16 protein-coding genes are annotated in these 25,881 nt (G+C 62.0%); 12 read left to right on the top strand and 4 right to left on the bottom strand.

Going from position 1 to position 25,881, the window contains the following annotated elements:
* Positions 1-41 precede the first annotated feature (41 nt).
* The 4 genes from ABFY71_RS05925 (at position 42) to flaF (ending at position 4,735) form a co-directional block, all read left to right on the top strand.
* Positions 42-1,838 carry a flagellin N-terminal helical domain-containing protein gene (locus ABFY71_RS05925; RefSeq protein ID WP_347945097.1) on the top strand — a complete coding sequence of 599 codons (1,797 nt, stop codon included), beginning with the start codon at positions 42-44 and terminating at the stop codon, positions 1,836-1,838.
* A gap of 263 nt (positions 1,839-2,101) precedes the next feature.
* The gene (locus ABFY71_RS05930; RefSeq protein WP_347945098.1) at positions 2,102-3,877 is read left to right on the top strand and encodes a flagellin N-terminal helical domain-containing protein; all 1,776 of its coding nucleotides are present in this window, start codon (positions 2,102-2,104) and stop codon (positions 3,875-3,877) included.
* A gap of 116 nt (positions 3,878-3,993) precedes the next feature.
* Positions 3,994-4,410, top strand: a complete 417-nt coding sequence (flbT, locus tag ABFY71_RS05935; protein WP_305576038.1) for a flagellar biosynthesis repressor FlbT — start codon at positions 3,994-3,996, stop codon at positions 4,408-4,410.
* Entirely contained in the window at positions 4,370-4,735 is a 366-nt protein-coding gene (flaF, locus tag ABFY71_RS05940) for a flagellar biosynthesis regulator FlaF (protein ID WP_347945099.1), read from the top strand. Before flbT ends, flaF begins: the two co-directional genes overlap by 41 nt.
* 81 nt (positions 4,736-4,816) lie before the next feature.
* Here the strand turns inward: flaF and ABFY71_RS05945 are convergent, their stop codons facing one another.
* The 3 genes from ABFY71_RS05945 to ABFY71_RS05955 all read right to left on the bottom strand — a co-directional run bounded on the left by ABFY71_RS05945 (position 4,817) and on the right by ABFY71_RS05955 (position 10,641).
* On the bottom strand, positions 4,817-6,889 hold the full coding sequence (locus ABFY71_RS05945; RefSeq protein ID WP_347945100.1) for a hypothetical protein: 2,073 nt from the start codon (positions 6,887-6,889) through the stop codon (positions 4,817-4,819).
* A gap of 14 nt (positions 6,890-6,903) precedes the next feature.
* Positions 6,904-8,787: a flagellar hook-associated protein FlgK gene (gene flgK, locus ABFY71_RS05950; RefSeq protein ID WP_347945101.1), complete on the bottom strand. Its 1,884-nt coding sequence runs from the start codon at positions 8,785-8,787 to the stop codon at positions 6,904-6,906.
* A gap of 69 nt (positions 8,788-8,856) precedes the next feature.
* Entirely contained in the window at positions 8,857-10,641 is a 1,785-nt protein-coding gene (locus tag ABFY71_RS05955; protein WP_347945102.1) for a flagellar hook protein FlgE, read from the bottom strand.
* Between the two features lie 227 nt (positions 10,642-10,868).
* Between ABFY71_RS05955 and ABFY71_RS05960 the strand changes: the two genes are divergently transcribed.
* The 5 genes from ABFY71_RS05960 (at position 10,869) to ABFY71_RS05980 (ending at position 16,679) form a co-directional block, all read left to right on the top strand.
* Positions 10,869-11,735, top strand: a complete 867-nt coding sequence (locus ABFY71_RS05960) for an ATPase (RefSeq protein WP_347945103.1) — start codon at positions 10,869-10,871, stop codon at positions 11,733-11,735.
* Positions 11,736-11,803: 68 nt separating this feature from the next.
* Positions 11,804-12,724 (top strand): homoserine O-succinyltransferase, encoded by a 921-nt coding sequence (locus tag ABFY71_RS05965; protein ID WP_347945105.1) that lies wholly within the window; start codon positions 11,804-11,806, stop codon positions 12,722-12,724.
* An 84-nt stretch (positions 12,725-12,808) separates the two neighbouring features.
* On the top strand, positions 12,809-14,260 hold the full coding sequence (locus tag ABFY71_RS05970; RefSeq protein WP_347945106.1) for a YcjX family GTP-binding protein: 1,452 nt from the start codon (positions 12,809-12,811) through the stop codon (positions 14,258-14,260).
* Positions 14,257-15,279 carry a YcjF family protein gene (locus tag ABFY71_RS05975; RefSeq protein WP_347945107.1) on the top strand — a complete coding sequence of 341 codons (1,023 nt, stop codon included), beginning with the start codon at positions 14,257-14,259 and terminating at the stop codon, positions 15,277-15,279. Before ABFY71_RS05970 ends, ABFY71_RS05975 begins: the two co-directional genes overlap by 4 nt.
* A 221-nt stretch (positions 15,280-15,500) precedes the next feature.
* Positions 15,501-16,679 carry an MFS transporter gene (locus ABFY71_RS05980; RefSeq protein ID WP_347945108.1) on the top strand — a complete coding sequence of 393 codons (1,179 nt, stop codon included), beginning with the start codon at positions 15,501-15,503 and terminating at the stop codon, positions 16,677-16,679.
* Positions 16,680-16,898: 219 nt separating this feature from the next.
* Here ABFY71_RS05980 and ABFY71_RS05985 read toward each other — a convergent pair whose 3' ends face one another.
* Complete coding sequence (locus ABFY71_RS05985) at positions 16,899-22,043, bottom strand: apolipoprotein A-IV repeat region-like domain-containing protein (protein WP_347945109.1); 5,145 nt, start codon at positions 22,041-22,043, stop codon at positions 16,899-16,901.
* 356 nt (positions 22,044-22,399) lie between these two features.
* On the opposite strand from ABFY71_RS05985, the gene ABFY71_RS05990 reads away from it, so the two are divergent.
* From ABFY71_RS05990 to ABFY71_RS06000, 3 genes are all read left to right on the top strand, one after another.
* Complete coding sequence (locus tag ABFY71_RS05990; protein ID WP_347945110.1) at positions 22,400-22,792, top strand: Hpt domain-containing protein; 393 nt, start codon at positions 22,400-22,402, stop codon at positions 22,790-22,792.
* Between the two features lie 171 nt (positions 22,793-22,963).
* The gene (locus ABFY71_RS05995) at positions 22,964-24,565 is read left to right on the top strand and encodes a peptide chain release factor 3 (protein WP_347945111.1); all 1,602 of its coding nucleotides are present in this window, start codon (positions 22,964-22,966) and stop codon (positions 24,563-24,565) included.
* Positions 24,562-25,740 (top strand): class I SAM-dependent methyltransferase, encoded by a 1,179-nt coding sequence (locus ABFY71_RS06000; RefSeq protein ID WP_347945112.1) that lies wholly within the window; start codon positions 24,562-24,564, stop codon positions 25,738-25,740. The genes ABFY71_RS05995 and ABFY71_RS06000 overlap by 4 nt, the downstream gene beginning before the upstream one ends.
* The last annotated feature ends 141 nt before the right edge of the window (positions 25,741-25,881 follow it).

Consider the following 25,881-nt stretch of genomic DNA (forward strand, 5'->3'; position numbering starts at 1 on the left):
AGGCATCGTTGTTAGCGTATTCCCAGAAAAGGACTAGTAACATGGGTGATATTTCCCTTTCGAAAGCCGTTCGTTCGAACCTGCTTTCCCTCCAGAGCACCGCGACCATGATGGCCAAGACGCAGGAGCGTCTGTCCACCGGTAATAAGGTGAACTCTGCTCTCGACAACCCGACCAACTTCTTCACCGCTTCGGGCCTGAATTCCCGCGCCGGTGACATGGGCCAGCTGATGGACTCCATGGCCAATGGTATCCAGACCCTGGAAGCCGCTGACAATGGTCTGACCTCCATTACCAAGACCCTGGAATCGATGCAGTCTACCCTGCGTCAGGCTCGCCAGGACAAGTCGTTCCAGACCCAGTCGTTCTCGCTCGACGCGACGACGGTCGGCTCTGCTTCCGCCGAAGTACTGACCTTCAGTGGCGGCGCTTTTGACGGCAGTGCCACGACCAAGCTGCACAACTCGGCCAAGACCGGTAACAACGGCTTCGCTGGCACTGGCGGCACGGTCGGCATCAACGGCACCGTGACCATTCAGGCCGACAGCCTCAATGGCGGCACCGCCCTTTCGGTGGACGCCGTGAAGACCGATACGGCAGCGACCCTGGCCGCCAAGATCAATGACGAACTCAGCCAGGTTGGCAGCGGCAATGGCGGCGTCAACGCTTCAGTTGTCGATGGTCAGCTCAAGATCGTCAGCACCAAGGGTGAAAACCTGACCGTTGCCGGCACCGCCGCCCAGTATGTCGGCCACTCGGCCGCCGCAGCCACCACGCAAGCTGACTCCAGCCACACCGGCACTGGCGGCACTGCCGATCTGACGGCCGATCTGACTGCTCTGGCCGGCAAGACCATCACGCTGCGTTCCGGCGGCGCTTCGGTAGACTATACCTTTGCCGGCGCTGCTGATCAGAGCCCTGATTTGGTGGCCGCACTCAGTGCCGAGGGCTTCACCGTTACCGATGGTGCCGCCGGCCTTGACATCAGCCGCGCTGACTCTGCCGACTTCACCATTGAAACCAGTGACGCTGCGCTGGGTACCGCCATGGGCATTGGTGCTGTGACGAGCTTGGCCGTCACCAACGGTAACGTCGCTTCCGGTACGGTCACTACCATCTCCCAGGCAAACGAGGTGAAGACACTCGATCAGCTGGTGAGCGACATCAACGGCGATGCAGCTCTGCAGGGCAAGATCCGTGCCTCCAACGACAATGGCAAGGTGCGTATCGAAAACCTGAGCACCAAGGCTCTGGATATCGACGGCATCAACTCCTCGGGTGCCATCGATGGCGGTAGCACCGGCGCTGCCAAGATCCTCGGCAACAGCGTTCGCGCCGATCTGGCCGACCAGTTCAACGAACTGCGCGACCAGCTCGACAAGACCGCCGACGACGCCTCGTTCAACGGTATCAACCTGCTGCGCGGCGACAACCTGAAGATCACGTTCAACGAAACCGGAACGTCCTCGATCGACATCTCGACCAAGAACAGCGAGCAGGTCAACGCTGCCAACATGGGCGTGTTCGACATCAAGGCAGAAGACCTTGACAGCGATGCGACCATCGACCAGCTGCTGGGCGACCTCAAGAGCTCGCTGAACAGTGTGCGTTCGCAGTCGTCGGCCTTCGGTTCGAACCTGTCGATCGTGCAGAACCGTCAGGACTTCACCAAGAACATGATCAACACGCTGCAGACTGGCGCCGCCAATCTGACGCTGGCTGACATGAACGAGGAAGCCGCCAATCTGTTGGCCCTGCAGACCCGCCAGTCACTGTCGAGCTCCTCGCTCTCGCTGGCTTCGCAGGCCGACCAGTCGGTCCTCCAGTTGATCCGTTAATCGGTTCAAGCGACTCAAAGAATCGGAAAGGCGGGCTTCGGCCCGCCTTTTTTCGTTTCGGCGCTTCATCGGCAAATTTCATCCACCCCCGCCCTCCCCTGATCGGCGAAAAAAGCCCGGAATACCGGGCACCTGCAAGATTATGGTTGATGAGATCTCAACCAGCATGGTTAACGCGGCGTTAGGATTTCATGCGTTAAGACTACGTCAACCTCAACTAGAGGCTTGCGCCGCCGGGTCGGCACCGTAGTGAAGGAACCATGATGTCCGATATTTCTCTTTCGAAGGCCGTTCGGTCGAACCTGCTTTCGCTCCAGGACACGGCACGGATGATGGGCCGCACCCAGGAGCGTCTGTCCACCGGCAACAAGGTGAATTCGGCGCTGGATAACCCGACCAATTTCTTCACCGCGTCCTCGCTGAACAGCCGTGCCGGCGATCTCAATTCCCTGATGGATTCGATGGCCAATGGTATCCAGACGCTGGAAGCGGCGGATAACGGCCTGACCTCGATCACCAAGACGCTGGAATCGATGCAGTCGACACTGCGCCAGGCGCGCCAGGACAAGTCGTTCCAGACCGATTCCTTCTCGCTGGACCCCGAGACCATCGGCGTCGGTCTCGCCCGCAAGCTCGATTTCACCAATGGTGCCTTTGAAACACCCGGCAGCATCGACCTGCACAAGAATGTCGTTGTTGGACAGAACGGCTTTGCCAATGGTGGCACAGCCGGCAAGGCCGGCACGGTGGAAATCACCACCCCCAGCCTTAACGGCGGCACCGCAATCACCGTGGCCTTCACCGCCGCCGACACCGTCGAGACCTTTGCCGCCAAGATCAATGCGCATATTGGGACCCTGGACGATAGTGGCGGCGTTAGCGCTCGCGTGTCCAATGGACAGCTCGAAATCGCCAGCGCCAAGGCTGAAGCCATCACCCTGGGCGGCACGGAACTCGAATATATCGGTCTTGGCGGCACGGACGAAGCGGCAACGCCAGCGACCCGCGATGGTAGTGGCGCTGTCGCTACAGGCGCCATTGGCGCCTTCTCTTTCACCATCAACGGGTTGACGGTCAATGTTGGCGCCGTCAACAACGCCGCAGCAACAGACAACGGCGACGACATCGTCGACCAGATCAACAATTCTTCTGCAGCGCAGGCCGCTGGCGTGGTTGCCGTCAACAACGCTGGCATCGTCGAATTGTCCAACGCCGACGGCAAGAACTTCACGGTAAACGGCACCGGCCTCAGCGCACTCAATATCACAGCCGGCGTCACCACTGATGGTATTCCGGCCTCTGGCACCGCAGTCCCGCCGGTCCCGGCCTTTGCGGTCAAGACCGTCGATGAACTGGTACGCGAGATCAATCGCGACACCGACCTCAAGTCCAAGATCCGCGCCAGCAACGACAATGGCAAGCTGCGCATGGAAAACCTGTCCACACAGGACCTTGATGTCGCCGGTGTTACCTCGTCAGGCATCGTTGACGGCACCTCATTTGGTGCGGCCAAGATCGCTGGCAACTCCGTGCGCGGCGACCTGGCCGGGCAGTTCAACGAGCTGCGCGATCAGCTCGACAAGCTGGCCGACGACGCTTCGTTCAACGGTATCAACCTGTTGCGCGGCGACAATCTGAAGATCACCTTCAACGAAAACGGTACATCCTCGATCGATATCCAGTCCAAGAATGGCGATGCGCTGAGCGCCGCCAATCTCGGCCTGTACGATCTGGTCGCCAAGAACCTCGATGCAGACACCGACATCGACACCTTGCTCGGCGAAGTGAAAATGGCGCTGGGCAATGTACGCTCCCAGGCGTCGTCCTTCGGGTATAATCTGTCGATCGTGCAGAACCGGCAGGATTTCACCAAGGAAATGGTCAATACGCTGCAGACTGGCGCCGCCAATCTGACACTGGCTGACATGAACGAAGAAGCCGCCAACCTGCTGGCCCTGCAGACCCGCCAGTCGCTGTCGTCCTCCTCGCTCTCGCTGGCCAGCCAGGCCGATCAGAGCGTGCTGCAGCTGCTGCAGTAAGATTGTTCGGGCAACGATCCAGTATGTAAGGCGGGCCATGGCCCGCCTTTATTGTTTTCGCCGCCATCACAGGCTAGACCAGTCTTTCCGATTGCGGAGTCGCGGAGACATACCAAATGGCGCTCAAGGTCGAACTCAAGCCCGGCGAGAAATTACTGGTCGGCAATAGCATCATCACCAATTCTGATCAGCGTACGCGATTGTTTATTGCGGGCCGCGCACCAGTGCTGCGCGAAAAGGACATTCTCACCGCCGAAACAGCCAACACCCCTGCCAAGCGCATCTATCTGGCCGTGCAACTGATGTATATCGAGGACGATATCGGCACGACCCGCGATGCCTATTTCCTGCTGGTGAACGAATTTATCCTGGCTGTCCCGTCCGCTACCGAGCTTGTTAACCAAATCAACAACGAGATATTAACCGGACAGCTATACAAAGCACTCAAGGCCTCTCAACGGCTTATCGAATACGAACAGGATCTGATATCCCATGCACCAACAAGGCGCCCAGGCTTACCAACAGACCGCTAATGTCGTAGCATCGTCGCGTGAACGTGAATCCGCGCTGCTCATGAAGGCAGCCGCTGGCCTGCAGAAGATCAAGGACGAGTGGCCCGACAGCTACGATGACCTGAAGCCGGCGCTGACGTTTAACCGCAAGCTTTGGACAATTTTCGCTGCCTCGGTGACCAGGGAAGACAGCCCGCTGCCCCATGACGTGCGCGAGAATGTTGCCAATCTGTGCATCTTTATCATGAACCAGACCCGCGAAGTGCTGCTGGAGCCACGGCCCGAAAAGCTGGAAGTCCTGGTGCGCCTGAACCGTCAGATCGCCTCAGGTTTGCGCGGCATGTAGCCCAGCTCGCCCCTGACATACCAAAAACCCCCGCATCACTGCGGGGGTTTTTGCTTGTGATCCGTGCTGGCTGGTGAGCCGCTACATATACTTTGACAGGCTCAGTTGGCTGACCATGGAAGTTACCTGATAGCTCGCCTGTAGCCGCGTCTGCAGCGCCAGGATTTCCATGGCCACGTCTTCCTTGCTCACCGTTTCCACGTCGCTGAGCAGATTGTCCAGCTGCGCCTTGTAGTCGGTGTGCCGTGCCGTTGCGCTCTGCAGCCCGTTATGGGCCACCGCCAGTTCCATCGTCAGTATCTGTACCGAACCACGCTCGGCATTGTGCGAGGCGGACAATTGCGCCTGCTGCCGGCTGGCCATCGCATCAAATCGCCCATTGGCGCTGCGACGGTCGGCCGTGACGGCCTTTTCATAGTCAGCCAGGGCGGCCGCGCGTAGCGCTGGGTCAGTCTCGGCCATCGCCGCCAGGCGCATCGGCTCACGCGAGGCAAGAATATTCTCTTCGGTGGGGTAGGTCTCCACCGACAGGGAAGCCATCGTCCGCACCAGCCGCAACAGCCCCGATTCATTGCCCTGTATGCCGTAGGCAACGCGCGTGTTGTCATCAATCTGGGCGGTCACGCTCTGGCGTGGATTGCCCTCTGCCGCGATCGCCGCCTCGGACGCCACGACATTGAGCGCCTTGGCAAAATTGGCTGCGGTTTCAGTGGGATCCGCGCCGATGGTAAATTGTCCCACGCCTGCCTTTCCCGTTACCGGCGTGAGCGTCAGGGTGCGCGTGATGGTGCTGGGCGCTGGCTCCTGCAGTGTTACCTCAACGGTCTCATCAGCCAAGAGGCCAGCGCCAAAGGTCGCGGAGACCGAGCTGCCGGCAGTTGGCGTGGCGGCATTGTAGGTCGTATCGATATTGGCGGTATCAGCAGAGACGCCAGTGATCTTGAAGCCGTGCTGGGCCGAAACAGGAAAGTCCCCCGTCAGCATGGCGGTGTCGCCGAGCGAACCAATCTGCATGCGGCCCAGGCCGTCTGCGGCGACGGCGGGCGACTGCCCCTGATACCACATGACCGTATCGGTGTGGTCAGCCACCCGCAGAGCGGTGGCGGTTGCCGGGTCGCCGTCCACCCGCAGCACCGGCTCGCCGGCACCGTTAAAGAAGTTTTCGGCGGCGGCGAAGTTTGATGCCCCGGCGAGTTCGGTTTCACCCACAGCCACCAGTTTGGCGTTGAGCGCTGCCTGGAAATTGGTGGCCGTCTCCCCCGAGTCGGCGCCGATAATGAACTCATCCACGCCGCCATTTGACTCGGCAGCAGTGGTGGCCCGCAGCGTGATCTGCGTCTCGCTACCGTCCGGCAGGGTGAAACCCAGCGTCACTGTCCGGCCCGACTGGATTTGCTCGGCCGGGTCAGGTTCAAAGGTGACGCTGAGGCTTTTGGCCGTGGGCGGATTGGTCACCACTGGCGTGGTGTAGCTCAAGGCCGTAGTGGAGGCCGTAGTGGAAATATTGGACAGCTTGAAGCCGAACGGATGCACCCCATCCTCGGTCAGTGTCACTACCGATTCTGTTGCAGGACCGGGGATCGCGGGATCCCCAAGCAGCAGCGTTGAACCCAGGCGTCCCTGCCCGTCCAGACCCGCATCAGCGGCCTTGCGTTCATTGAGCACAGTCTTGAAGCCCGCTTTGCCGCCCTGCCCATCCAGCAGCACATTGGTATCGGGCACCGGCGCAGTGTCGGTATTGGTGCCGCCAAACAAATAGCGCCCCGCAACATCGGAATTGAGCAGCGTCACCACTTCGTCCAGCCGGGCCTTGGACAGGCTCGGCAGCGTCGCCATGTTGATATTGTTGGTGCCGTACTGACCTTGCACCGTCGCGTTCCGGCCTTCGCTTTCGATTTTCTGCAGGCGCGTCATGGTCTTGTCGAGAAAGCTCAGGCGCAGATCAACCGTCGCGATATTGGCGGCAAAGCCCTCGATCTTGCCCAATCGGGAGCGCACCGACAGCGACAGCGGCAGATCGCGGCCCATGCCGGCAAGCGTCGAGGTCTTCATCCCCGTGCCCAGCTGCATCTGCAGATCGGCAAATCGGCCTTGCATCTTGGAGATGACGCCGAAACCGGTCTGCAGCGGGAACATCGACTTGTTGACGATCATCTCACGCTACTCCTTCAAACCGCACCAAGCAGGGCATCAAGCAGTTCCTTGACCACCGAAACCACACGGGCATTGGCGGAATAGGCGTTCTGCAGTTCCATCAGGCGGGCCATTTCCTCGTCCAGATTGACGCCATATTCGGTCTGCATCTGGTCCGAAATCGTGTCCAGCGTCAGTTGCCGGTCGTCCGCTTTGGTCAGGGCTGCATTGATGGTTGAGCCCTGAAAGCCGATCACCTGACCAATCACTTCACCCAGCTTGCCGGTCAGCTGGAACTTGTCAGCATTGGCTGCCGGATTGCCGCCAGAGGTGAAACTCATATTGGCAAGCTGATCGATCACGTAATTGGCCCGGTCGGCATCGCCCAGGGTGCCCCCGACTTCATGCTGCACCATCAGCTTGTTGTTGGCCACAACCGCGGAATTGACCGAAATTCGGGCTGCAAAGCCCTGCTTTTGCGGTGGATCACCATCCAGATCATTGGTGTAGGCCGCATTACCCTGGTCGACGAACAGATTGAACGCCAGCCCGGCACCCTGCAGCCCCGTTGAGGTGGAGCGGACAGTGGCCGATTGGACATCGGTGTTTCCCACCGCGCCGTCATCGAGTATGCGCAGATTACCCGCACCAGTGCTGCTGATCGTCAGCCCGCTGAACTTGGCATTCAGCGCCGCTGCCGCAGCTGCGGCCGCAGCGGTCTTGTCGCCTGGCGGAAGGCTCTCTTCGCCCGACAGGTCAATGCCGATGACACGCTGGCCCGAAGCATCCAGGTAATCGACCGGATCGGTCGAGTTGACCACCCGCACCTGCCTGCTCACACCGTTTTCAGAATAGCTGAACAGCAGGTCATTGCCGGGCCTGAGATTGCTCAGATCAAGGTCAAAACCCGTGGCAGGTGTGACGGGAACACCGTCGCTCGCCGCCACACCGGGGTTTTTCACTGTCGAGAAAGCAAGCGCCAGTCCCGACGCGATTTCGTCAAGCTGATCCTGCGCTTCGACCAGTGTCTTGTCCCGCAGCGTGACCAGACCGCCCAGTTCGCCGCCCTGCAGCACGCCTTGGGTTACCAGATCGATCGTCAATCCGGATGGCGTCGTCAGTGTCAGCTTGCCGACCTTGGTCTCCGACGACAGCGGGTCAAACACCGAGTTGGCCGAGAGGCTGCCAGCGCTTTCAAACTTGAAAGTCGATACGCCATTGTCAAGCAGGCCGACGCCAGAGCGGGTCATCAGCGCCACCGTCCCGTCGCCACGATAGTCAGCGCGCACGTCGATAAGCTCGGCCACGGAGCCGACCAGACGGTCGCGCTGATCGAGCAGCGATGCGCGGGCGCTGTCGGTCATGCCCAGGTCAAGCATGCGGTTATTGACCTCGGCCAGCGAGTTCAGCATGCCGTTAATGTTGTGGACATCAGCGGCGATCTGCCCCTCTGTCTCCTGCCGCATTCCCTGAATGGTACTTGAGAGCCGGTTCAGGGTCTCCGCCATGGTCTGCGCCGACGCCACGGCGTTTGACCGCGAGGTATAGTCGTCGGGGCTGGTGGCAATCCCCTGCAGGGCGTTCTGCAGGTCGCTGAACAGGGTGTCGAGCGAACCCGTCGACCCGGGCTTGCCCAGGAAGCCCTGCATTCGGTCGAGATAACTCGCCTGGATGGAGGAATTGGCAGTGTCCGATACCTGCCGGTTGTAATAGGTTTGCAGGCTGGAGTTGAAGGCGCGATTGGCCCCGATGCTGCGCGCATAGGTGCTCGATTGCGTATTATAATCGACGACATTCAACGACTGCCGGTGATAGCCCGGCGTCCCCGAGTTGGCGATGTTCTTGCTGACGAGCGCCAACGAATCCTGATTGACCCGCAGACCAGACACAGCGTTGGTAAGTGAAGTCGTCAGACCCATATCCTGGGGCTCCTCAATCAGGAATTACGCCCGGGACACGTGGCCCCGAGCCTTACGAGCAGACCCGCCTCAGCGGATCATATTCAACGCTTCTTGCAGCATCTTGTCGGCCGCACTGACGATACGCGTGCCGGCTGCGTAAGCCTGCTGCGTGACAATCAGCTTGGTGAACTCGTCGGAAATGTCGGTGTTGGAAGCCTCCAGCGCGCCACCGAGAATGCCGCCACCGGACATATCCAGAATGGCCTCACCCGATTCCGACGTCGACGAGAAGACGCCACCATCCAGCCGCTTGAGCTGGTTGATGGCGCTGAACTGCGCCGTAACCACCTGCGCCATGTCGATGCGTTCGCCATTCGAATAGGTGGCAACAACACGGCCGCTGTCATTGATGGCCACAGAGACGAACTCACCGGCGCCATAGCCGTTCTGGTTGAGCGTCGACACGTTCACGGTGCCGTTGACGTCAGCAAACTGGGAGACGCCATTGGTGTCGTGCTTGAGTTCCACATCACCAATGGCCACACCATTGATGGTCAGATTGGATAGAGTTGTCGATGTAACGCCAGGCGCGACCAGCGAGCCATCGGCGCCGAAGGTGTAGGCCTGGCCCGTACTGGTCCACATCGGCGAACCGCCCGTGGCCGAACTATCTGACATATAGAACAGGTTCCAGGTGTCGTTGCCGCCCGATGCGGCACTGTCGACCTTGGCCCAACGCATCTGAACGTTCGCCGGAGCGCCGTTTGATGCATAAACGGTGATGGCGCCGCCAGCGACCGAGTTGGACTTGAACAGCGCATCATCACTGGCAGCGATTGTAGTGATCGGGTCACGAAGCGGCGCGCTGGAGGTGCTTGGATTGGTCAAGCCGATGTTTGTCAGAAGAGCCCCGGTACCACCAGTAACCCTGAATTGGGCATGATAATCCACACCAAGATCAATGCTTAGCGCGCCACCGGCAAGCGTGACGTTGGCAGTTGCCGCGGCCGGGCCACCAGCCGAGCGCAGCGCCGCCTGCATCTCCGCCCGTACGGTCCCCACAGTGGCAGGGGCCGAGATATCGATGGCCTGATTGCCGGTCCCCGTCACAGTGCCATCATTGGTAAATTCAAAGGTGACGGCTGTGCCATTGACCTCCAGGCTGAGCGTGTCCCCATGCGCAAACCGAGTAGCGCTTTCAGCAGGATTGGCATCAGCCCAGGTAGCATTCGCGCCCGCCATCGAAGAAGTGGTCGACGTCCCCGCATAGCCCGCGTAGTCAACCGCGTTGATCAACTCGCTATTGTAAACCGTTGCGTTATACGCGGTCGTCTTGGGCAATTGCGGCAGGTTGGATTGATAGTTGATCCTGTTGGTTTCCTGCGCCGGCAGGAAGGCATTGGATAGCCGGATAACCTCAGGCACCGAGCCCGAAATATTGCCAGTCGTGGTATCGATCGGCAGGCCTTTGAGATAGTAGCCGGCGCCGTTGACCAGCATACCATCCTTGTCGATCTCGAAATCGCCACGCCTTGTGTAGAAATTGGTACCGGCAAACACGGAATTGCCGTCCGACTGACCAACCTTGGGCTCAACCACAAAGAAACCGCTGGAGTTCAGCGCGATGAAGGTTTCATTTGACACCGTCTTGATGTCGCCCTGCACATCATTGGTCCCGCGCGACTGCGCCAGGACGGCACCGGGCACCTGACGCTTGATCGGCGCGTCAGGGATCAGGTCGATGAAATCGGTCTCGATACGCTTGTAACCCGTGGTCTGCGAGTTCGCGATGTTGCCCGAAATGTTTTCCAGGGCGTGCGCCTGAGCCCGAAGACCCGTCACTGCACTGGAAAGAGCGCCATAAATGCCCATGAGATACTCCGTAAGCCCCTTTGCGCCGTCCGACGCGTTCCCCTCCCTCAATGCAAGCGCAATGCCAACTCGCTTGGACGTTGAATTTATTGACTAATTCAATAATCTTGGGTCCGGTCACTCCCGGCAACCGGCAATAGAGTCCGGGCGGGCGGCACAAATTGCCGCCCGCTTGTGAAGCGGGGGCCGTTGCCGTAATGGAATTGGCCAGAGAATTGGGGCGTTTTATGCTGTTCAAGTCTGCCGACGAATTCATCAACTCGCCACGCCGGGCCGTGACGGTGTTCGGCATGGCCGGCGTCGGCAAGACGCGCCTGTCCGCCATGCTGAGGGCGTCGAACTGGTTTCACTATTCGGCCGATTACCGCATCGGCACCCGCTACATGGGCGAGGCCATTGTCGACAATTTCAAGCGCGAAGCCATGAAGGTGCCCTTCCTGGCCGAATTGTTGCGCTCGGATTCGATCTACATCTCCTCCAATCTGACCTTCGAAAACCTCGATCCGCTCTCGAGCTATCTGGGCACCCCGGGCGATCCGGACAAGCATGGCCTGCCGCTGGCCGAATACCAGCGTCGCCAGGAACAGCACCGCATCGCCGAAATTGCCGCCCTGCACGATGTGCCGCACTTTATCGAGCGCGCCAAGCAGCTCTACGGCTATGACAATTTCATCGCCGACACCGGCGGCTCCCTGATCGAGGTGGTCGACCCCACCGACCCCGAGGATCCGGTGATCAGGGCGCTCGCGGGCTCAACTGCCCTGCTCTACATTCGTGGCACCGGCACGGACGCCGCCGAACTGATCCGGCGCTACAAGAAAAGCCCCAAGCCAATGTACTATCCGCCCCAGTTTCTCATCGAGAAATGGGCGGAGTACAAGCTGATCCACGGCATTCTCGACGACAATGATGTCGATCCGGCCGGCTTCGGCGCCTGGGGCTTTGAGGCCCTGCTGCATGACCGCCTGCCCCGCTACCAGATGCTGGCCGACAATTTCGGCTATGTCGTGGAGGCCTCGGACCTTGCTGTGGTTCGCGATGGCGATGAGTTTATCGATCTGATGGCCGCGGCGATCGAGCAGCGAATGCGCTAGCGCGCTTTCCGCCCGGAGGCGCGCATCGCTTGCATTGCTCTGTGATCATCGCCAGCTAAGAGGCTGCCATGCCAATCCGAATTCCCGACAATCTGCCCGCCCGCAAGACCCTTGAGGCCGAGGGCGTCAATGTCATGGATTCCACGCGCGCCGCGCGCCAGGATATCCGCCCGCTCGAAATCGGCCTGCTCAACTTGATGCCCAATAAGGAGCGCACCGAAACCCAGTTTACCCGGCTGATCGGCTCGACGCCTTTGCAGGTCGAATTGACCCTGGTGCGGGTGACCGAGCATCGCTCCAAGAACACCTCCGAAGACTATCTGAAATCGTTCTACAGCACCTGGGACGAGGTGCGGAACCGCAAGTTCGACGGCTTCATCGTCACTGGTGCGCCCATTGCCAATATCCCGTTTGACCAGGTGCGCTACTGGCCCGAAATGCTCGAAATCATGGATTGGACGCAGACCAACGTGCACCACACCATGTTCATCTGCTGGGGCGCCCAGGCGGCTCTGCACCATTTCCACGGCACCAAGCGTTACCGCATGCCCAGCAAGGCCTTCGGGGTATTCCGCCACGAGGTGGTCAACACCCGCTCGCCTTTCCTGCGCGGCTTTTCCGATGGCCCGATGATCCCGGTGTCCCGCTACAACGATATCGACCGCACCACATTGGGGCCCGATCTCGAAGTGCTGATCGACAATCCCGACATCGGCATCTCCATGCTCGGCGACGCCAGCCATCGGGCTGTGCACTTCCTCAATCATCTCGAATACGACAATCGTTCGCTTGCCGACGAGTATGATCGCGATATCGCCGCAGGTCTGGCGACCCCGCCCCCGGCCAATCTGTTTCCCGGTGACGACCCCACCGCCACCCCGGAAAACAGCTGGCGCAGCCATGCCCATCTGCTGTTCCAGAACTGGATCAACGAGATTTACCAGACCACGCCCTACGATCTCGCCGAGATCGGCACCAAATCGTCCTAGCCGCCTCTGGCCCCGCCGCTTTGGCGGGGCCATTGAACGCGCCGCACAAATCCTTATCTTGCGGGTTAATCGAGAGACCAGCGCGTGGCCCAGACTCCAACGACCATTGTCGACGAATTGGGCATCGCCCTGGCCAATCTGGCCGACACGGCGACGGGGGCATTTACCCCCACGCTGCGCCTGGGCGTTACTGGGCTGAGCCGCGCCGGCAAGACCATCTTTATCACCGCTCTGGTGCACAATCTGCTGACCGGCGGCCGCATGCCCGGCTTTGCTGCCATGGCCGAGGGCCGTTTCATTGGCGCCCGGCTGGCAGAATACCCCGACGCCACCGTGCCGCGCTTTGCCTATGAGCAGCATCTGCAATCGCTCACAGCCAAATCCCCGGTCTGGCCCGAGGGCACCCGCCGCATCTCGCAATTGCGCATCGTGCTGAAATACCAGTCCAAGCACTGGTATGCCGGCCTGCGCGGCCCCTCCACGCTCAATCTCGACATTGTCGATTATCCCGGCGAATGGCTGCTCGACCTGCCGCTGCTCGGCCTGAGCTTTGCCCAATGGAGCGCCGAAGCGCTGGAACGCGCCCGTCGCCCCGGTTCGGGCAAGGAGGCCACCCCGTTTCTCGATCTGCTCGCCGCCATTGATCCGCTCAAGGACGCCAATGACCCCGACGCCGAGCGCCTAGCCACCGCCTTCACCGACTATCTGCGGCGCAGCCGCGAGCATGGCGCCCTCTCCACCCTGCCCCCGGGGCGCTTCCTGTTGCCCGGCGATCTCGAAGGATCGCCCGCGCTGACCTTCGCGCCACTGCCCCCGCCCGTACAGTCTGCGCGCAACGCCAGCCTCTACGCCATGCTCGAACACCGGTTCGAGGCCTACAAGGCCCAGGTGGTGCGTCCCTTCTTTCGGGATCACTTCGCCCGCCTCGATCGCCAGATCGTTCTGGTCGACACCCTGCGGGCGCTCAATGCAGGCCCCGCCGCCGTCGCCGATCTTGAGACCGCGCTGACCTCGGTGCTCGGCTGCTTCCGCCAGGGCGAGGCCAATCCCCTGTTGCGGCCCTTCGCCCGGCGGATCGACCGCATCCTGTTTGCCGCCACCAAGGCCGATCACGTCCATCACACCAGCCACGACCGGCTTGAGGCCATTCTCAATCGTCTGGTGTCCAATGCCAGCAAGCGTGCCCGCTTTGCCGGAACCCAGACCCGTTCCATCGCGCTGGCGGGTATTCGCGCCACCCATGAAGGTACGATTTCCGAAGCAGGACAGACGCTGAACACCATCATCGGCACGCCCCTGCAGGGCGAGGCCCTCGACGGCGTCACCTATGACGGCAAAACCGAGATCGCCTTGTTTCCCGGCGACCTGCCCGAGCGCCCCGATTCCCTGTTTGAAGATGGCAATCCCGTCGCCCTGAACTTCCTGCGCTTCGCCCCGCCGCAACAACTCGAGCGCAATGCCAGCGGCGATGTCGTGCTGCCCCATATCCGCTTTGATCGTGCCATCGACTATCTGGTGGGAGACTGGCTCGCATGAAACGCCCCATCGCCCGCCCGACTGCCACCGCGAACGCCCCTGGGACCGACCCGGCGCTGCGCACCCCGCGCGCCTTTGCGCCGACCGCCGTGGAATTGACCGGCAGCGATTTCGACCCAGCGCCGGACGAGACACTGCTTGCGCCGCCACCCAGGCCGATGGGCTGGCTGGGACGTCTGGCCTGGACTAGTGGTGGCGTGCTGCTATCGGCCGCTCTGGGCCTGGCCGCCGACCGGCTGATCCGCGATCTGTTTGCCGCCAATCCCTGGCTGGGCTGGCTGGGTCTGGGCGTGCTCGCCGCCTTCCTCGTCGCCGTGCTGGCCCTGGCGGTGCGCGAAGTCTTCGCCCTGCGCCGCCTGCTGGTGCTCGATGCGCTGCGCCGCGACGCGGCCCTGACCACGCTCGACAATGACCAGCAGCGCGGCCGGCACGTCGTTGACAAATTGGTCGCCATCTATGGCGATCGTCCCGACCAGGCGCGGGCCCGCCAGACCGTCATCGACCACCTGCCTCATTTATTCGACGGCCACGAGATCATCGCCTTGGCCGAACGCAGCCTGATGGCGCCACTCGATGCCCGGGCCAAGGCCCTGACCGCTGCGTCAGCCCGGCGCGTCGCTCTGGTCACCGCGGTCTCGCCGCGCGCCCTGATCGATATTGCCTTCGTGCTCTATGAGAGTGTCCGGCTCGCCGGGGCGATTGCCGCGCTCTATGGCGCCCGCCCAGGCCTGTTTGGCTTCTGGCGGCTCACTGGTGCCGTTCTGACCCATTTGGCCGTCACCGGCGGCCTGGTGCTCACCGATGGTCTGGTTGAGCAACTCGTCGGCCAGGGCCTCGCCGCCAAGCTCTCGGCCCGTCTGGGCGAAGGTGTGGTCAATGGTCTGATGACTGTGCGGGTCGGCATCGCCGCCATGCGCGTCGTCCGCCCCCTGCCCTTCGAAACCCAGCCCCAGCCGGTGGTGCGCGACTTTATTCCCGAATTGACCAAGCTGGCCACTGACAGCGCCAAAACCACCTAGACGTTCTGCCGTTTCAGCGAAGCGGTGAAATCCAGGGCCCATCGCCCGCCAATTGTAGGCATGAGCAGCCATTGCGACACGCTTGATGAGAGCATCAATCAGGTCTGTTACACGCGCCGCCCGCAATTGCTTGACGGCAACCTGCAACTGAGGTCTTGCGTTGCGCGTCGGGCCGAGTCACCAAGGATGCTGGGCAGTGATTTGCCCGGAGTCCTGCTTGCATGTCCCTGCTCCCTTCGCGCTTTGCGAGCCCTGAAGCGCGCGCCTCATTCTTTCAGTTTACCGTCTACCTTCCCGGCGCGGTCAGCTCGGTGTTTCTCGGCATCTGGCTGAGCGAGCACGGGCTGCCAGCCGACCAGATCGGCATCGTCAACGCCATCCCCATGCTCTGCCTGCTGGCGCTCAACATGGTGATCGGGCGTATCGCCGATCGCGCCAAGGATTGGCGGAGCGTCATTCTCGTGCTGGCCATGGTCGGCGGCGCCGTGCCGTTCGGTCTGTTTTTCGTCAACGAGTTCTGGGGGATCATGCTGGTCTGGGCCCTGGTGACCATGACCAATGGCGCCATCCCGCCATTGATCGACGCCGCGTCAGTGCGCATGACGCGGCGCAACGGCACTGATTTCGGCGTCGTGCGGGCCTGGGCGACGGTTGGCTATGTGGTGGGCGCTGGTGGCATTGGCATGCTGCTCATGGTGTATGGCGCGGGTGCCTTCGTGCCGCTCTTTGTGGCCATGTCGCTGCTGCGGGCCGGGTTGAGCCTGCTATTGCCCCGGTTTCGCGCGCCCGATTATACCAAGACCCTGGCGGCGGCTCTGCCGCCCACCCGGCTCAAGGATTCGCTGCACCTGTGGTTCGTACTGCCACTGATCGCCTTTGCGCTGATCAACGCCAGCCATGCTCTGATCGGTGGCTTTGGCGCATTGCTCTGGCACGCGAACGGCATTCCCGACTACTACATCGGTCCGCTATTCGCCATTTCGGCGGCGGCCGAGGCCGTCATCATGTTTGCCTGGCGCCGCTTTGGCGGGCGGATCACCGCGCGCAACATGATTTTGGCGGCATGCATCGCCTCGCTGGTGCGTTTCACTGCCATGGCCTTCAACCCGCCCGTGGCGGTGCTGTTCGTCGTGCAGATGCTGCACGCCGTCAGCTTTGGTGTGGGCTATTTCGGCGTGGTGCACTTCATCGCCAACTGGACCGATGAGTCCAATGCTGCCGAAGCGCAGGGCTTCGCCAATACACTGCAGCAGGGCACCGCAGTGCTGTCGCTGGCCGGCTTTGGCTGGCTGGTTGTACAATTTGGCAGCTATGCCTTCTTTGCTTCCTCGGTCCTGGCCGTGCTGGGCATTATCTGCGTCCTGGTCTCCCTGCGTATCCGCCCGCCCAAGGACGCCTAGGAGCGTTTTCAGCAAGAGCGACACCACTCTGGCGATCGAAACGCAACCACCCAAAGCGACGCCCCACCCCGGGCCACGGCGCACCCCGCCCTGCCTCAACCTGCGGGGTGGCGGCGCGCCCATCATGCCAGGCGAGATTGCCCACAGGGCCCAGGACGCGGCAAAACAAAACGGCCCCGGTTTCCCGGGGCCGTCTCTTGATCTGTTGCGCGGGCTGCGTTACGCGAGGCGGCCGCTGGCATGGGCCAGGGTCGTGTAGACCTTGCCGCGATCCGACAGCAGGTGCTCGCGGGTCTCGGCAGCCGGATGGGCGCCGGTCGCCGCCCGCTTCAGCAATTGCTCGAACTCGCTCATATAGGCGCCGGCGGTACGGGCGAACTCGGGGTCGCGCTGCAGCTTCTTGCGCACATCGTCATAGGTGCCCTGGCCGGACAGCGTATAGATCCGGCGCGAGAACACATTGGATTCGCCGGCCTGATAGCGGGCCCAGGCATCAGCCAGCGCCGCATCGTCAATCGACGCCGCGATCTCTTCGGTGAGGCCCGACAGGCCCGGCTGCAACTGCTGGGTGCTCTGCTGTTTGGCCGTGGCATTGCGCAACACATCGCGCAGCCAGCCGCCTTCGCCCACCGCTGCCGGCTCAGCCGCTGGGGCTGCTGGCTGACGGACCGGTTCGGGCTGCGCCACCGGCTCAGGCTGACGCACTGGCTCGGGTGCGCGCTCCAGCGTGCGGATCGGATCGATCAGCGAGGACCGCATTGGCTCGGCCTGATAGGCCTCGCGGCTCGGCTCCGGCTGGCGCGCCGGCTGATACACTGGCGCCTCAGGACGGGTTTCCGGACGTGGTTCGGGGCGCGCGGCAAGGCGCGGCGTGCTGGCCCGGCGATCATTGAGGTCGTGCGTGGCCGGCTGGCTGCGCACGATCGCATTGAGTTCGCTCAGCGCCTCGATCTGCTCGGCGACGACGCGGCGCATCGCAGCGGCGCTGGCCCGGGTTTCCTCGGGCAGTTCGTTGACGCCACGGGCCAGTTCGGCGCGGGTGGCTTCAAGCTCGCTGCCCACTTCGCGGGCCGTTTCGCGCATGGCATGCGCTGTATCGTTGAAGCGCTGGGTCGCCTCTTCAATGGCGCGCTGCATTTCGACAACCATCTGCTGCTGGGCCTGCTGCAGCGCCGCATTGGCGCGGCGGCCTTCGGCATCTGCCGTGCCTCGGAAGGCGCCCAGCCGCTCATTGACCTGGCCGGTCGTCTCGTCCAGGGCCTGCCGGAACTGGCCCGTATTGGCGGCAATGGCGTTGCGAACCGAAATCGAGCTGTCGTTGAGGGTTTCGGCGAGGGTGCCGGTCGTGGTGTTGAGCACGTCGGTGACATTGCCAGCGGTCGAGGCCAGGACATCGCTGATCCGATGGGCGTTTTCTTCCAGCGCTGCCGACGCCGCATCGGCGGCGCGCCGCACCACATTATCCATCTGTGCTGCATTGCTCGACAGCGAGGACGTGAAGCGTTCATTGGTGGCGTAGAGCGCGTCATTGACCTCGCTGGTCGATGACTGGATGGCCTCGGTAATCGTGCCCGTGGTCTGTTCAAGCGTTTCCACCACCGTCCCGGTGGTCGCGCTCAGCGCTTCCTCCATGGCGCGGCGCGCGCCGATCAGGCGGCGTTCGGTGTCGTTGACCGTGTCGGCGATCGACTGGGCGAACATGCGCATGCGCCCGTCAATATCATCGGCCCGGGCAGCAAAGCTCTGCGCCAGCGAGTCCATGGCGCCGCGACGCTCTTCCAGATTGCCGATGGCATGGTCACTGGTAATGGTCAGGGCCGTGGTGGCCTGGGACATATTGGTGGTTTCGGCGTCCAGCTTGCCCAGGATCGAGGAGAACTCGTCGACCATGCCGCGAATGGTCGTCTGCAGGGCCCCCACATGCTGGCTGACCATGGAGCCGGCCTGTTCGGTCTGGCCGATGGCGTCGCGCACCGTCGCCGAATAGGTCGAGGTCTGCTGCGCCACGCTGGTTTCGAGATTGGCCAGGTTTGCCGTCGAGGCATCCAGCACCCGCTGCAGCAGCAGATTGGAATCGTTGAGCTTGCCCAGCGCCGAGGTGACATCGGTAAGAATGCGCGAGCTGGAAACCGCCATGATCGCTTCGGCTTCCTTGGCATTCTCGCCCAGGGCATCGCGCAGTAGATTGCCGTGACTGTTGAGCGAGGCCTGCAGCTCTGCCGATTTTTCGTTGACCAGGCTCGCAAAGGTACTGGTGTGCTGCTCCACCGAGCGATTGATGTCGGTGAGGCGGGTTTCGATCTGGTCGACCGCGCCCACGGCCTTGACGGTCAGCAACTCGTCGATATCGGTGGCGGCCACGCGAATCTGGTCGAGCGCGGTACGCACGGCGCTGTCCATGTGATTGGCAGTGTCGCTGATATCGGCGGCAATGTTGCGGGTTGCCGCGGTGATGCGGGTAGCAATGGTCTCCTCGATCCGGTCGGCGCCGGCTTCGAGATCGGCCATCGACTGGGTGATCGAGGTGTTGATGCTGGCATTGAGCGCCGAGAGGCGGTCCGCAGTGATATCGGCCCGCGCGGTGATTGCCTCGGGCAAGGTGCCCAGCCGGGAATCGACCATCTCGGAAATGGCCTGCCGCGCCGAATTGACGCCGGTCTCGATGAGATCGGCGGCCTGGCGGGCGCTTTCGGCCACGGTCTGAGACGCCGATTCGATACGCGCGCTGACGCCATGCTCGGCATCGGTAATCCGCGAGATGGCACTTTCCAGCCCATCACCGAGATGGACATTCACCTCGGACACCTTGCTGACGATCATCGAGGACATCGAGTTGACATGGTCGGTCATCGTGTCGGTGGCGCTGCGCAGCGTGTCGTCAATCTTGTCGCGTGCCTCATCGCCCTGGCGCGTAATGGTATCGGCCAGTTCGCTGGTGCGCATGCCAATGGTTTCGCTGATCGAGGCTGTATGGGTGGCCAGCGTGTCGCCCAGCGCTTCGGTGCGGATATTGAGCGCCTCGGACAGTTGCTGGGTCCTGGTGCCAACGGTCTGCGCCAGTTGCTGGGTGCCCCCGTCCAGGGCGGCGCGCAGTTCAGCACTGCGGGTATCCAGTTCACTGGTCAGCGTAGTCGCGCTGGTGCCCAATTGCTCAACCAGACTGGTCGTGCGCTCTTCCAGCTGGTGGGCCAGGTCACCGGTGCGCGAGTCGATTTCGAGCGTAATGGCCATGGTCTTTTCCGACAGCGTGTCGGACAGATGCTGGGTGCGACCGGCAATCGCCTGATCGAAGGCACTGGTGCCGCCGGTCAGCTTCTCGTCCAGTTCCTGGCTGCGCACGCGAATGGCTTCGTCCATATCGCGGGCCCTGGCATCCAGGGTCTCATCGAGCGTCGCGGCATGGGTTTTCAGCGTGCTGCCCAGCGCGTCAGTACGGGTCGACAGAACAGTGTCGAGTGCCTTGGTGCGCTCATCCAGCGCTTCGGCAATAATGCCGGCATGGCCTTCGAGCGAGTCCGACAATTCGCGGCTGCGATGGTTCAGCGTCTCGGTGATGGCCTTGGTGCGGGCGCCGAGCACATCGCTCATTTCACGGGTCCGCTCGCTGACCACGTCGTTGAAGCGCCCGGATTCTTCATTCAGCGCCATTTCAAGCACATTGGCGCGGGCGGCAAAGCTGGTGCCCTGCTCTTCCAGGCGTGCAATCAGATGGTCACCCTTGTCACCAACCACGCCATCAAGGGCGTGCAGGCGGGCATCGAGAATGCTGGTGATTTCGCTGAGCCTGGTATCAAACTGGCTCAGCGTGTCCTGGCCAGCCGAGGACAGCGTGATGCGCGCCCGTTCGGAGGTATCGTCCAGCGCCCCGTTGATCTCGATGACAGCCGACTGCATCCGGCTGTCCATGGCGTTGAGCTGAATCGACACCGATTCATCAAGCTGCCGCGTCAGCGCGCTGAGCAGCACCTCGGCCTCGCGTGAGCGCGAGGAAATATCGTCGGCAATGCGCTGGCCGATCATGTCCAGCCCGCCGGTCACTTCGTGGCCGCGATCCTGCAGCTGGTTGAGCAGGGCGTCGCCGCCGTCGCTCAGCAGCGTCGACAGCGCACTGGTGCGCTCGTCAAAGGCCGCCGACAGGCGCTCCGTGCCCGATTCAATCAGGCCGGCGATCGACTGGGTACGGTCGTCAAAGGCGGTGGCAAAGCTGCTGCTGCGATCTTCAATGACCCGGGTTCGCTGGTCGATAGCGTCGCCGATCTGGTTGGCGCGACCATCAAGGGCCTCGGTCAGCGCGCTGATCCGGCTATCGACGCCAGCGGTCAGCTGTTCGGCGCGCTCATCCAGGGTCCGGGCCATGCTGGCCGTGTGGTCTTCAAAGCTCAGCGACAGCCGTCCGGCACTTTGATCGAGCGAGGACATGAAGTCGGTGGTGCGGTTATCGACCAGCGATACAAAATTCTCGGTGCGTTCGCCAAAGGCATTGGTCAGCGTATTGCCGGCGGTTTCCAGCGCCCGGGTCAGATTGCCGCCGCTTTCGACAATAGTGCCCGAAATGCGCTGGCTGATCATGTCGAGGTCAAACACCAGCCCGGTATGGCTCTCGGTAATGGCCTCGCGCACCCGATCGGTATTGGTCAGCACGCTTTCGCGCTGGCTGGCCAGTTCGGCGATCAGGGCGCGCATCCGCGATTCATTGTCCGAATAGGTGCGTTCGAGCGCGGTGACCTCGTTGTGGATCATCACTTCCAGCTCGCCGGCGCGCGACAGGGCGCGCTCCAGACCGTCGCCCAGTGCATTGACCTCGCGGCGCACCGCCTGACCGACCGAGGCAACCTTGTCGGCAGCGGTCACTTCGGGCTCGGCCAGTCGCATGGCGGCCTGGGTGATCGAGGAAGCGGCATTGCGCAAATCCTGCGCGCGGCGGAAAAGGGTGGCGATGCCGAAAAATCCAACCACCGGCACGACCATGATGGCGGCCAGCGCGATGAAGTCGATAGTGCCGACAAAGCTGCCAAAATCGCTGAACTGATCGCCATAACGCAGCCAGCCGCCAGCGCCCGAAATGGCTAGCCAGGCCAGCGAGACCAGCAGCGCGACCCAGATTGGGGCCACCGACGAGCGGTTCTGCAGGCTGTAGAGGATCTTGGAGGCCGGGTAGCGATCGTCATTGGCGACCGGTCCCGCCTGCTGGGCGATCTTGTCGGCCGCCCGCAACCGCTCACTGCGGCCCGTAGCGGCCGGTTTACGTTCGGAAGCCTGTTGGGCGGCATTGTCCATGTTGAACACCGATTCCTTGAGGGCATCTTCGACGGCTGAAAACGCCAGCGCGGCGGGATCGTTCGTGGGGGTCGGGTTCTTCGCCATACTCTTTACAACTCTCGCGTCGGCTTGGCAGCAACAAGGCGGACTCTAGGAGAAGCATGCCCCCAACCCGTTTCCGGGCCCGTGGTCAAATGGAAACAATTCGATGCAAAAGCCCGTATCGTCCCCCAACCCTCGCCGCCGCGCGCTGGTTCAAAGCGCATTAATACATTCAATTTGAAGCAAACCGAATGGAATCTTACCCATAGGTTAATTTTCTGGGGAAGCCCCGGCAACAGGTGGAGCCGCAAAGCAAGGCAAAGGTGTGGCTTAATCACCTGTTCACCTGCCCATTCTAGGCTTATCCATGCAGCATTGTCCCTGTCGGACGCGTAGCTGCGTGTAACGGAGCGACCAGCATGGCCCGGAATTCGGCCCCCCTCGTACAGACCGACGCCCTCCCCGCCACGCGAGCGGCGCGGCCGATCGACCTGGTCCATCTGGCCAAGCAGTGCCTTGGCGACGAGCATCTCGAATACGAGATCCTGCGCATGTATGACACCACGGTGTCGACCTATTTCGCCCGCTTGCAGCTGGCCACCAGCTACGACGATCTGGCGCTGAATCTGCACTCGATCAAGGGTTCCTCGAATGGTGTCGGGGCGTTTTCAGTGGCCGGTCTGGCCAAGGCGGCCGAGTCCGAACTGCTGGCCGGTCGCCCCCTCGCTCCCGAACGTCTCGACGATTTGGGCCTGGCCATCGAGGAAGTCCGCGGCTTCATCGCCCGCATGCTGGATAGCGAACCCGCTTAGGCGGCGCTTGCCATCGCTTTCTCGGCAGACCTCATCCTGGGCCTGACAAAGGACGAGGTCATGACCACGTGTCCGCCCTGGCCCACCCCCAGTTTGACCGCTTTCCCACCATCGCTTATATAGCGGCCAACTTGCCGCGCCGATGCAGCGGCCCAACCGTCCAGCAGATCCATGTCATTATCCAGTGCCGCCGAGGCTGCGCCCCGGTCCCTTGCCGAACCATTCCGCACCCGCCGGACCTTTGCGATCATTTCGCACCCCGATGCGGGTAAAACCACGCTGACCGAGCGCCTGCTGTCGGCGGCCGGGGCGATCCAGTCGGCCGGCGCAGTGCGCGGCAAGGCTGGCGGCCGTTCCACCCGGTCTGACTGGATGGAAATGGAGCAGAAGCGCGGCATTTCCATCACCTCCTCGGTGATGACCTTCGATTATGACGGGTTGACGCTGAACCTGCTCGACACGCCCGGCCACTCAGACTTTTCCGAAGATACCTATCGCACGCTGACGGCGGTGGACGCCGCCATCATGGTGATCGACGCGGCCAAGGGCATCGAGGCACAAACCCTCAAGCTGTTCGAGGTCTGCCGCCTGCGCGACATCCCCATCATCACCTTCATCAACAAGGTGGACCGCGAAGGCCTGGCGCCGCTCGATCTGATCGACGAAATCCAGAGCAAGCTGGCGCTCGATCTGACCCCGGTCCTGTGGCCCATAGGCCAGGGCGTGGATTTCCGCGGCTATCTCGATCTGCTCGAAAAGCGGGTGGTCAATCCGCAGGGCAAGCCGATCGCCGAATATGACGCCATCGAAGACCTGCTCGACAACGCGGCGCTGGTCGAGGACCCGGTCTTCATGACGGCGCTGGAAAACCTCGAAATGGCCACCGCCATGCTGCCGGGCTTTGATCTGGCAACCTTTCACGCCGGCCATCTCAGCCCAGTGCTGTTTGGCTCCGCGCTCAAAGGCATTGGCGTGGCCGAACTGCTGCGCACCTTGGGCGAGTGGGGCCCCGAGCCGCGCCCGCAACCGGCCATCCCGGCGCCAATCGAGCCGAGCGACAAGAAGGTCACCGGCTTCGTGTTCAAGGTGCAGGCCAATATGGACGCCAATCACCGCGACCGCATCGCCTTTGTTCGGCTCTGCTCGGGCACCTTCACCCGCGGCATGCGGCTCAAGAATGTGCGCTCGGGCAAGGACATGGCCGTCTCCAACCCGATGTTCTTTTTCGGCAATGACCGCGAACTGGCCGATTCTGCCGTGGCGGGCGACATTGTCGGCATACCCAATCACGGTACCCTCTCGGTGGGCGATACGCTGACCGAGGGCGCCAATATCAATGTGACCGGCATCCCGAATTTTGCCCCCGAAATCATCCGCCGCGTAAGGCTGGGCGATCACATGAAGACCAAGCAGATGGCCAAGGCACTGTCGGACCTGTCCGAAGAGGGCGTGACCCAGGTGTTCCGCCGCATGGTCGGTGCCGATTGGATCGTGGGCGTGGTTGGCCAGTTGCAGCTCGAAGTGCTCAGTTCACGTATCGAGAAGGAATATGGCGTGCCGATCACCTTTGAAAGCCTCAACTATGAGGTCGCCCGCTGGATCGAGTCCGACGAGCCGGCCGAACTGGCACGCTTCATCAGTGCGCAGAAGATGAACATTGCCGAAGACCGCACCGGCGCGCCGGTGTTTCTGGCACAGAATGCCTGGTGGGCTGATCGCGCCAAGCAGGACTTTCCAAAAATCCGCTTTCTGACCACCAAGGAACGCCATTGACCGCCCCCGACCGTATCGAAGAGCTCTTGAACGCCACCAAAACCGCGTTCATGAACGGGGAACTGGTACGGCTGAAGCTGGGCGGTTATCACGGCGCTGAACCCGATCTGAAATCGGTCGAGGTCAAGAAGATCACGGTAAAGGATGGGGACAAGTTCTCCTTCACCTATCGCTACAAGACCCGCGACATCATCAAGAATTTCATTCAGCCCGAAGCGCTGGCGCTGCTGCGTGCCGCGCTCAAGGATGAGTTTTCCAGTGCGCAACTGGCGACCACCGGCTTCGACATGGTTTTCGAGCGCAACGGCCTCAAGATCCGTCTCAAGCGCAAGGAAGTGGCGGGGCGCGAGGCGCCCTCAACCGATCACAACCGGGCCAAGAACCGGCCGCTCGACGGCACCGACAAACCCTGGCTGAAGGCGCTCGGCATTGCCGGCAAGGACGGTATCGTACGCAATGACGCGCAGGACAAGTTCCGCCAGATCAACAAGATGGTGGAGATCTTTGCGCCGCTGATTCAGGCAATCCAGGCCGAGCAGCCGTTGATCGTGGATATGGGCGCCGGCAAGGGTTATCTCGATTTTGCGCTCTATGACTATCAGGTCAATGTCGCCCGGCGTGCGGTGGGCATTGTGGGTGTTGAGATGCGCGAGCAACTGGTGGCCGACGGCAATGCCACGGCCCAGGCATCGGGCTTTGACGGGCTCAGCTTTCAGTCCGGCAGCATCCTGGATTTTGACGCCACCGGCGCTGACGCGGTGATTGCCCTGCATGCCTGTGACACGGCCACCGATGACGCTATCTTCCAGGGGATCCGCGTCGGCGCCGCGCTGATCGCCGTTGCCCCCTGCTGCCACAAACAGATCCGCCGCCAGATGGAAGCCGGCCGGCCCGACGCCCACCTTCTCCCCATGCTCCGCCACGGCATCTTCCTGGAGCGACAGGCCGAGATGGTAACCGACACGCTGCGGGCGCTGCTGCTGGAGCTGAATGGTTACCGTACCAGGGTTTTCGAGTTCGTGTCCGACGCGCACACACCGAAAAACAATCTGATTGTCGCCGAAAAAGATGGCCGTGTTGGCCGCGATCGGGACACGGTTCTCAGCCAGATTGCTGCTATCAAGACCATGTTCGGCATCGAGCAGCATTACCTTGAGGGGGTGCTGGGGCTCTAGTCCGAGCGCCAACCCCGGGTAGGATGTCCCCCGGCCTTGAGACGGGGGCCCATCCTGAGATGAATGACCTGCCGCAAGCTCGTTCGTTCGCACCGCCTTGCGGCTGCCCAACGAGAGTGTGACAGCATGGTGGTTCCAAAC

The organism is Devosia alba (genome assembly GCF_039938915.1).
GTDB classification, from domain to species: domain Bacteria; phylum Pseudomonadota; class Alphaproteobacteria; order Rhizobiales; family Devosiaceae; genus Devosia; species Devosia alba.

Bases quoted from the DNA above. Each gene is read 5' to 3' on its own strand.
- ABFY71_RS05925 (WP_347945097.1), top strand. From the start codon at position 42: ATGGGTGATATTTCCCTTTCGAAAGCCGTTCGTTCGAACCTGCTTTCC.
- ABFY71_RS05930 (WP_347945098.1), top strand. From the start codon at position 2,102: ATGTCCGATATTTCTCTTTCGAAGGCCGTTCGGTCGAACCTGCTTTCG.
- flbT (WP_305576038.1), top strand. From the start codon at position 3,994: ATGGCGCTCAAGGTCGAACTCAAGCCCGGCGAGAAATTACTGGTCGGC.
- flaF (WP_347945099.1), top strand. From the start codon at position 4,370: ATGCACCAACAAGGCGCCCAGGCTTACCAACAGACCGCTAATGTCGTA.
- ABFY71_RS05945 (WP_347945100.1), bottom strand. From the start codon at position 6,889: ATGATCGTCAACAAGTCGATGTTCCCGCTGCAGACCGGTTTCGGCGTC.
- flgK (WP_347945101.1), bottom strand. From the start codon at position 8,787: ATGGGTCTGACGACTTCACTTACCAACGCTGTGTCTGGTCTGCGGGTC.
- ABFY71_RS05955 (WP_347945102.1), bottom strand. From the start codon at position 10,641: ATGGGCATTTATGGCGCTCTTTCCAGTGCAGTGACGGGTCTTCGGGCT.
- ABFY71_RS05960 (WP_347945103.1), top strand. From the start codon at position 10,869: ATGCTGTTCAAGTCTGCCGACGAATTCATCAACTCGCCACGCCGGGCC.
- ABFY71_RS05965 (WP_347945105.1), top strand. From the start codon at position 11,804: ATGCCAATCCGAATTCCCGACAATCTGCCCGCCCGCAAGACCCTTGAG.
- ABFY71_RS05975 (WP_347945107.1), top strand. From the start codon at position 14,257: ATGAAACGCCCCATCGCCCGCCCGACTGCCACCGCGAACGCCCCTGGG.
- ABFY71_RS05980 (WP_347945108.1), top strand. From the start codon at position 15,501: ATGTCCCTGCTCCCTTCGCGCTTTGCGAGCCCTGAAGCGCGCGCCTCA.
- ABFY71_RS05985 (WP_347945109.1), bottom strand. From the start codon at position 22,043: ATGGCGAAGAACCCGACCCCCACGAACGATCCCGCCGCGCTGGCGTTT.
- ABFY71_RS05990 (WP_347945110.1), top strand. From the start codon at position 22,400: ATGGCCCGGAATTCGGCCCCCCTCGTACAGACCGACGCCCTCCCCGCC.
- ABFY71_RS05995 (WP_347945111.1), top strand. From the start codon at position 22,964: ATGTCATTATCCAGTGCCGCCGAGGCTGCGCCCCGGTCCCTTGCCGAA.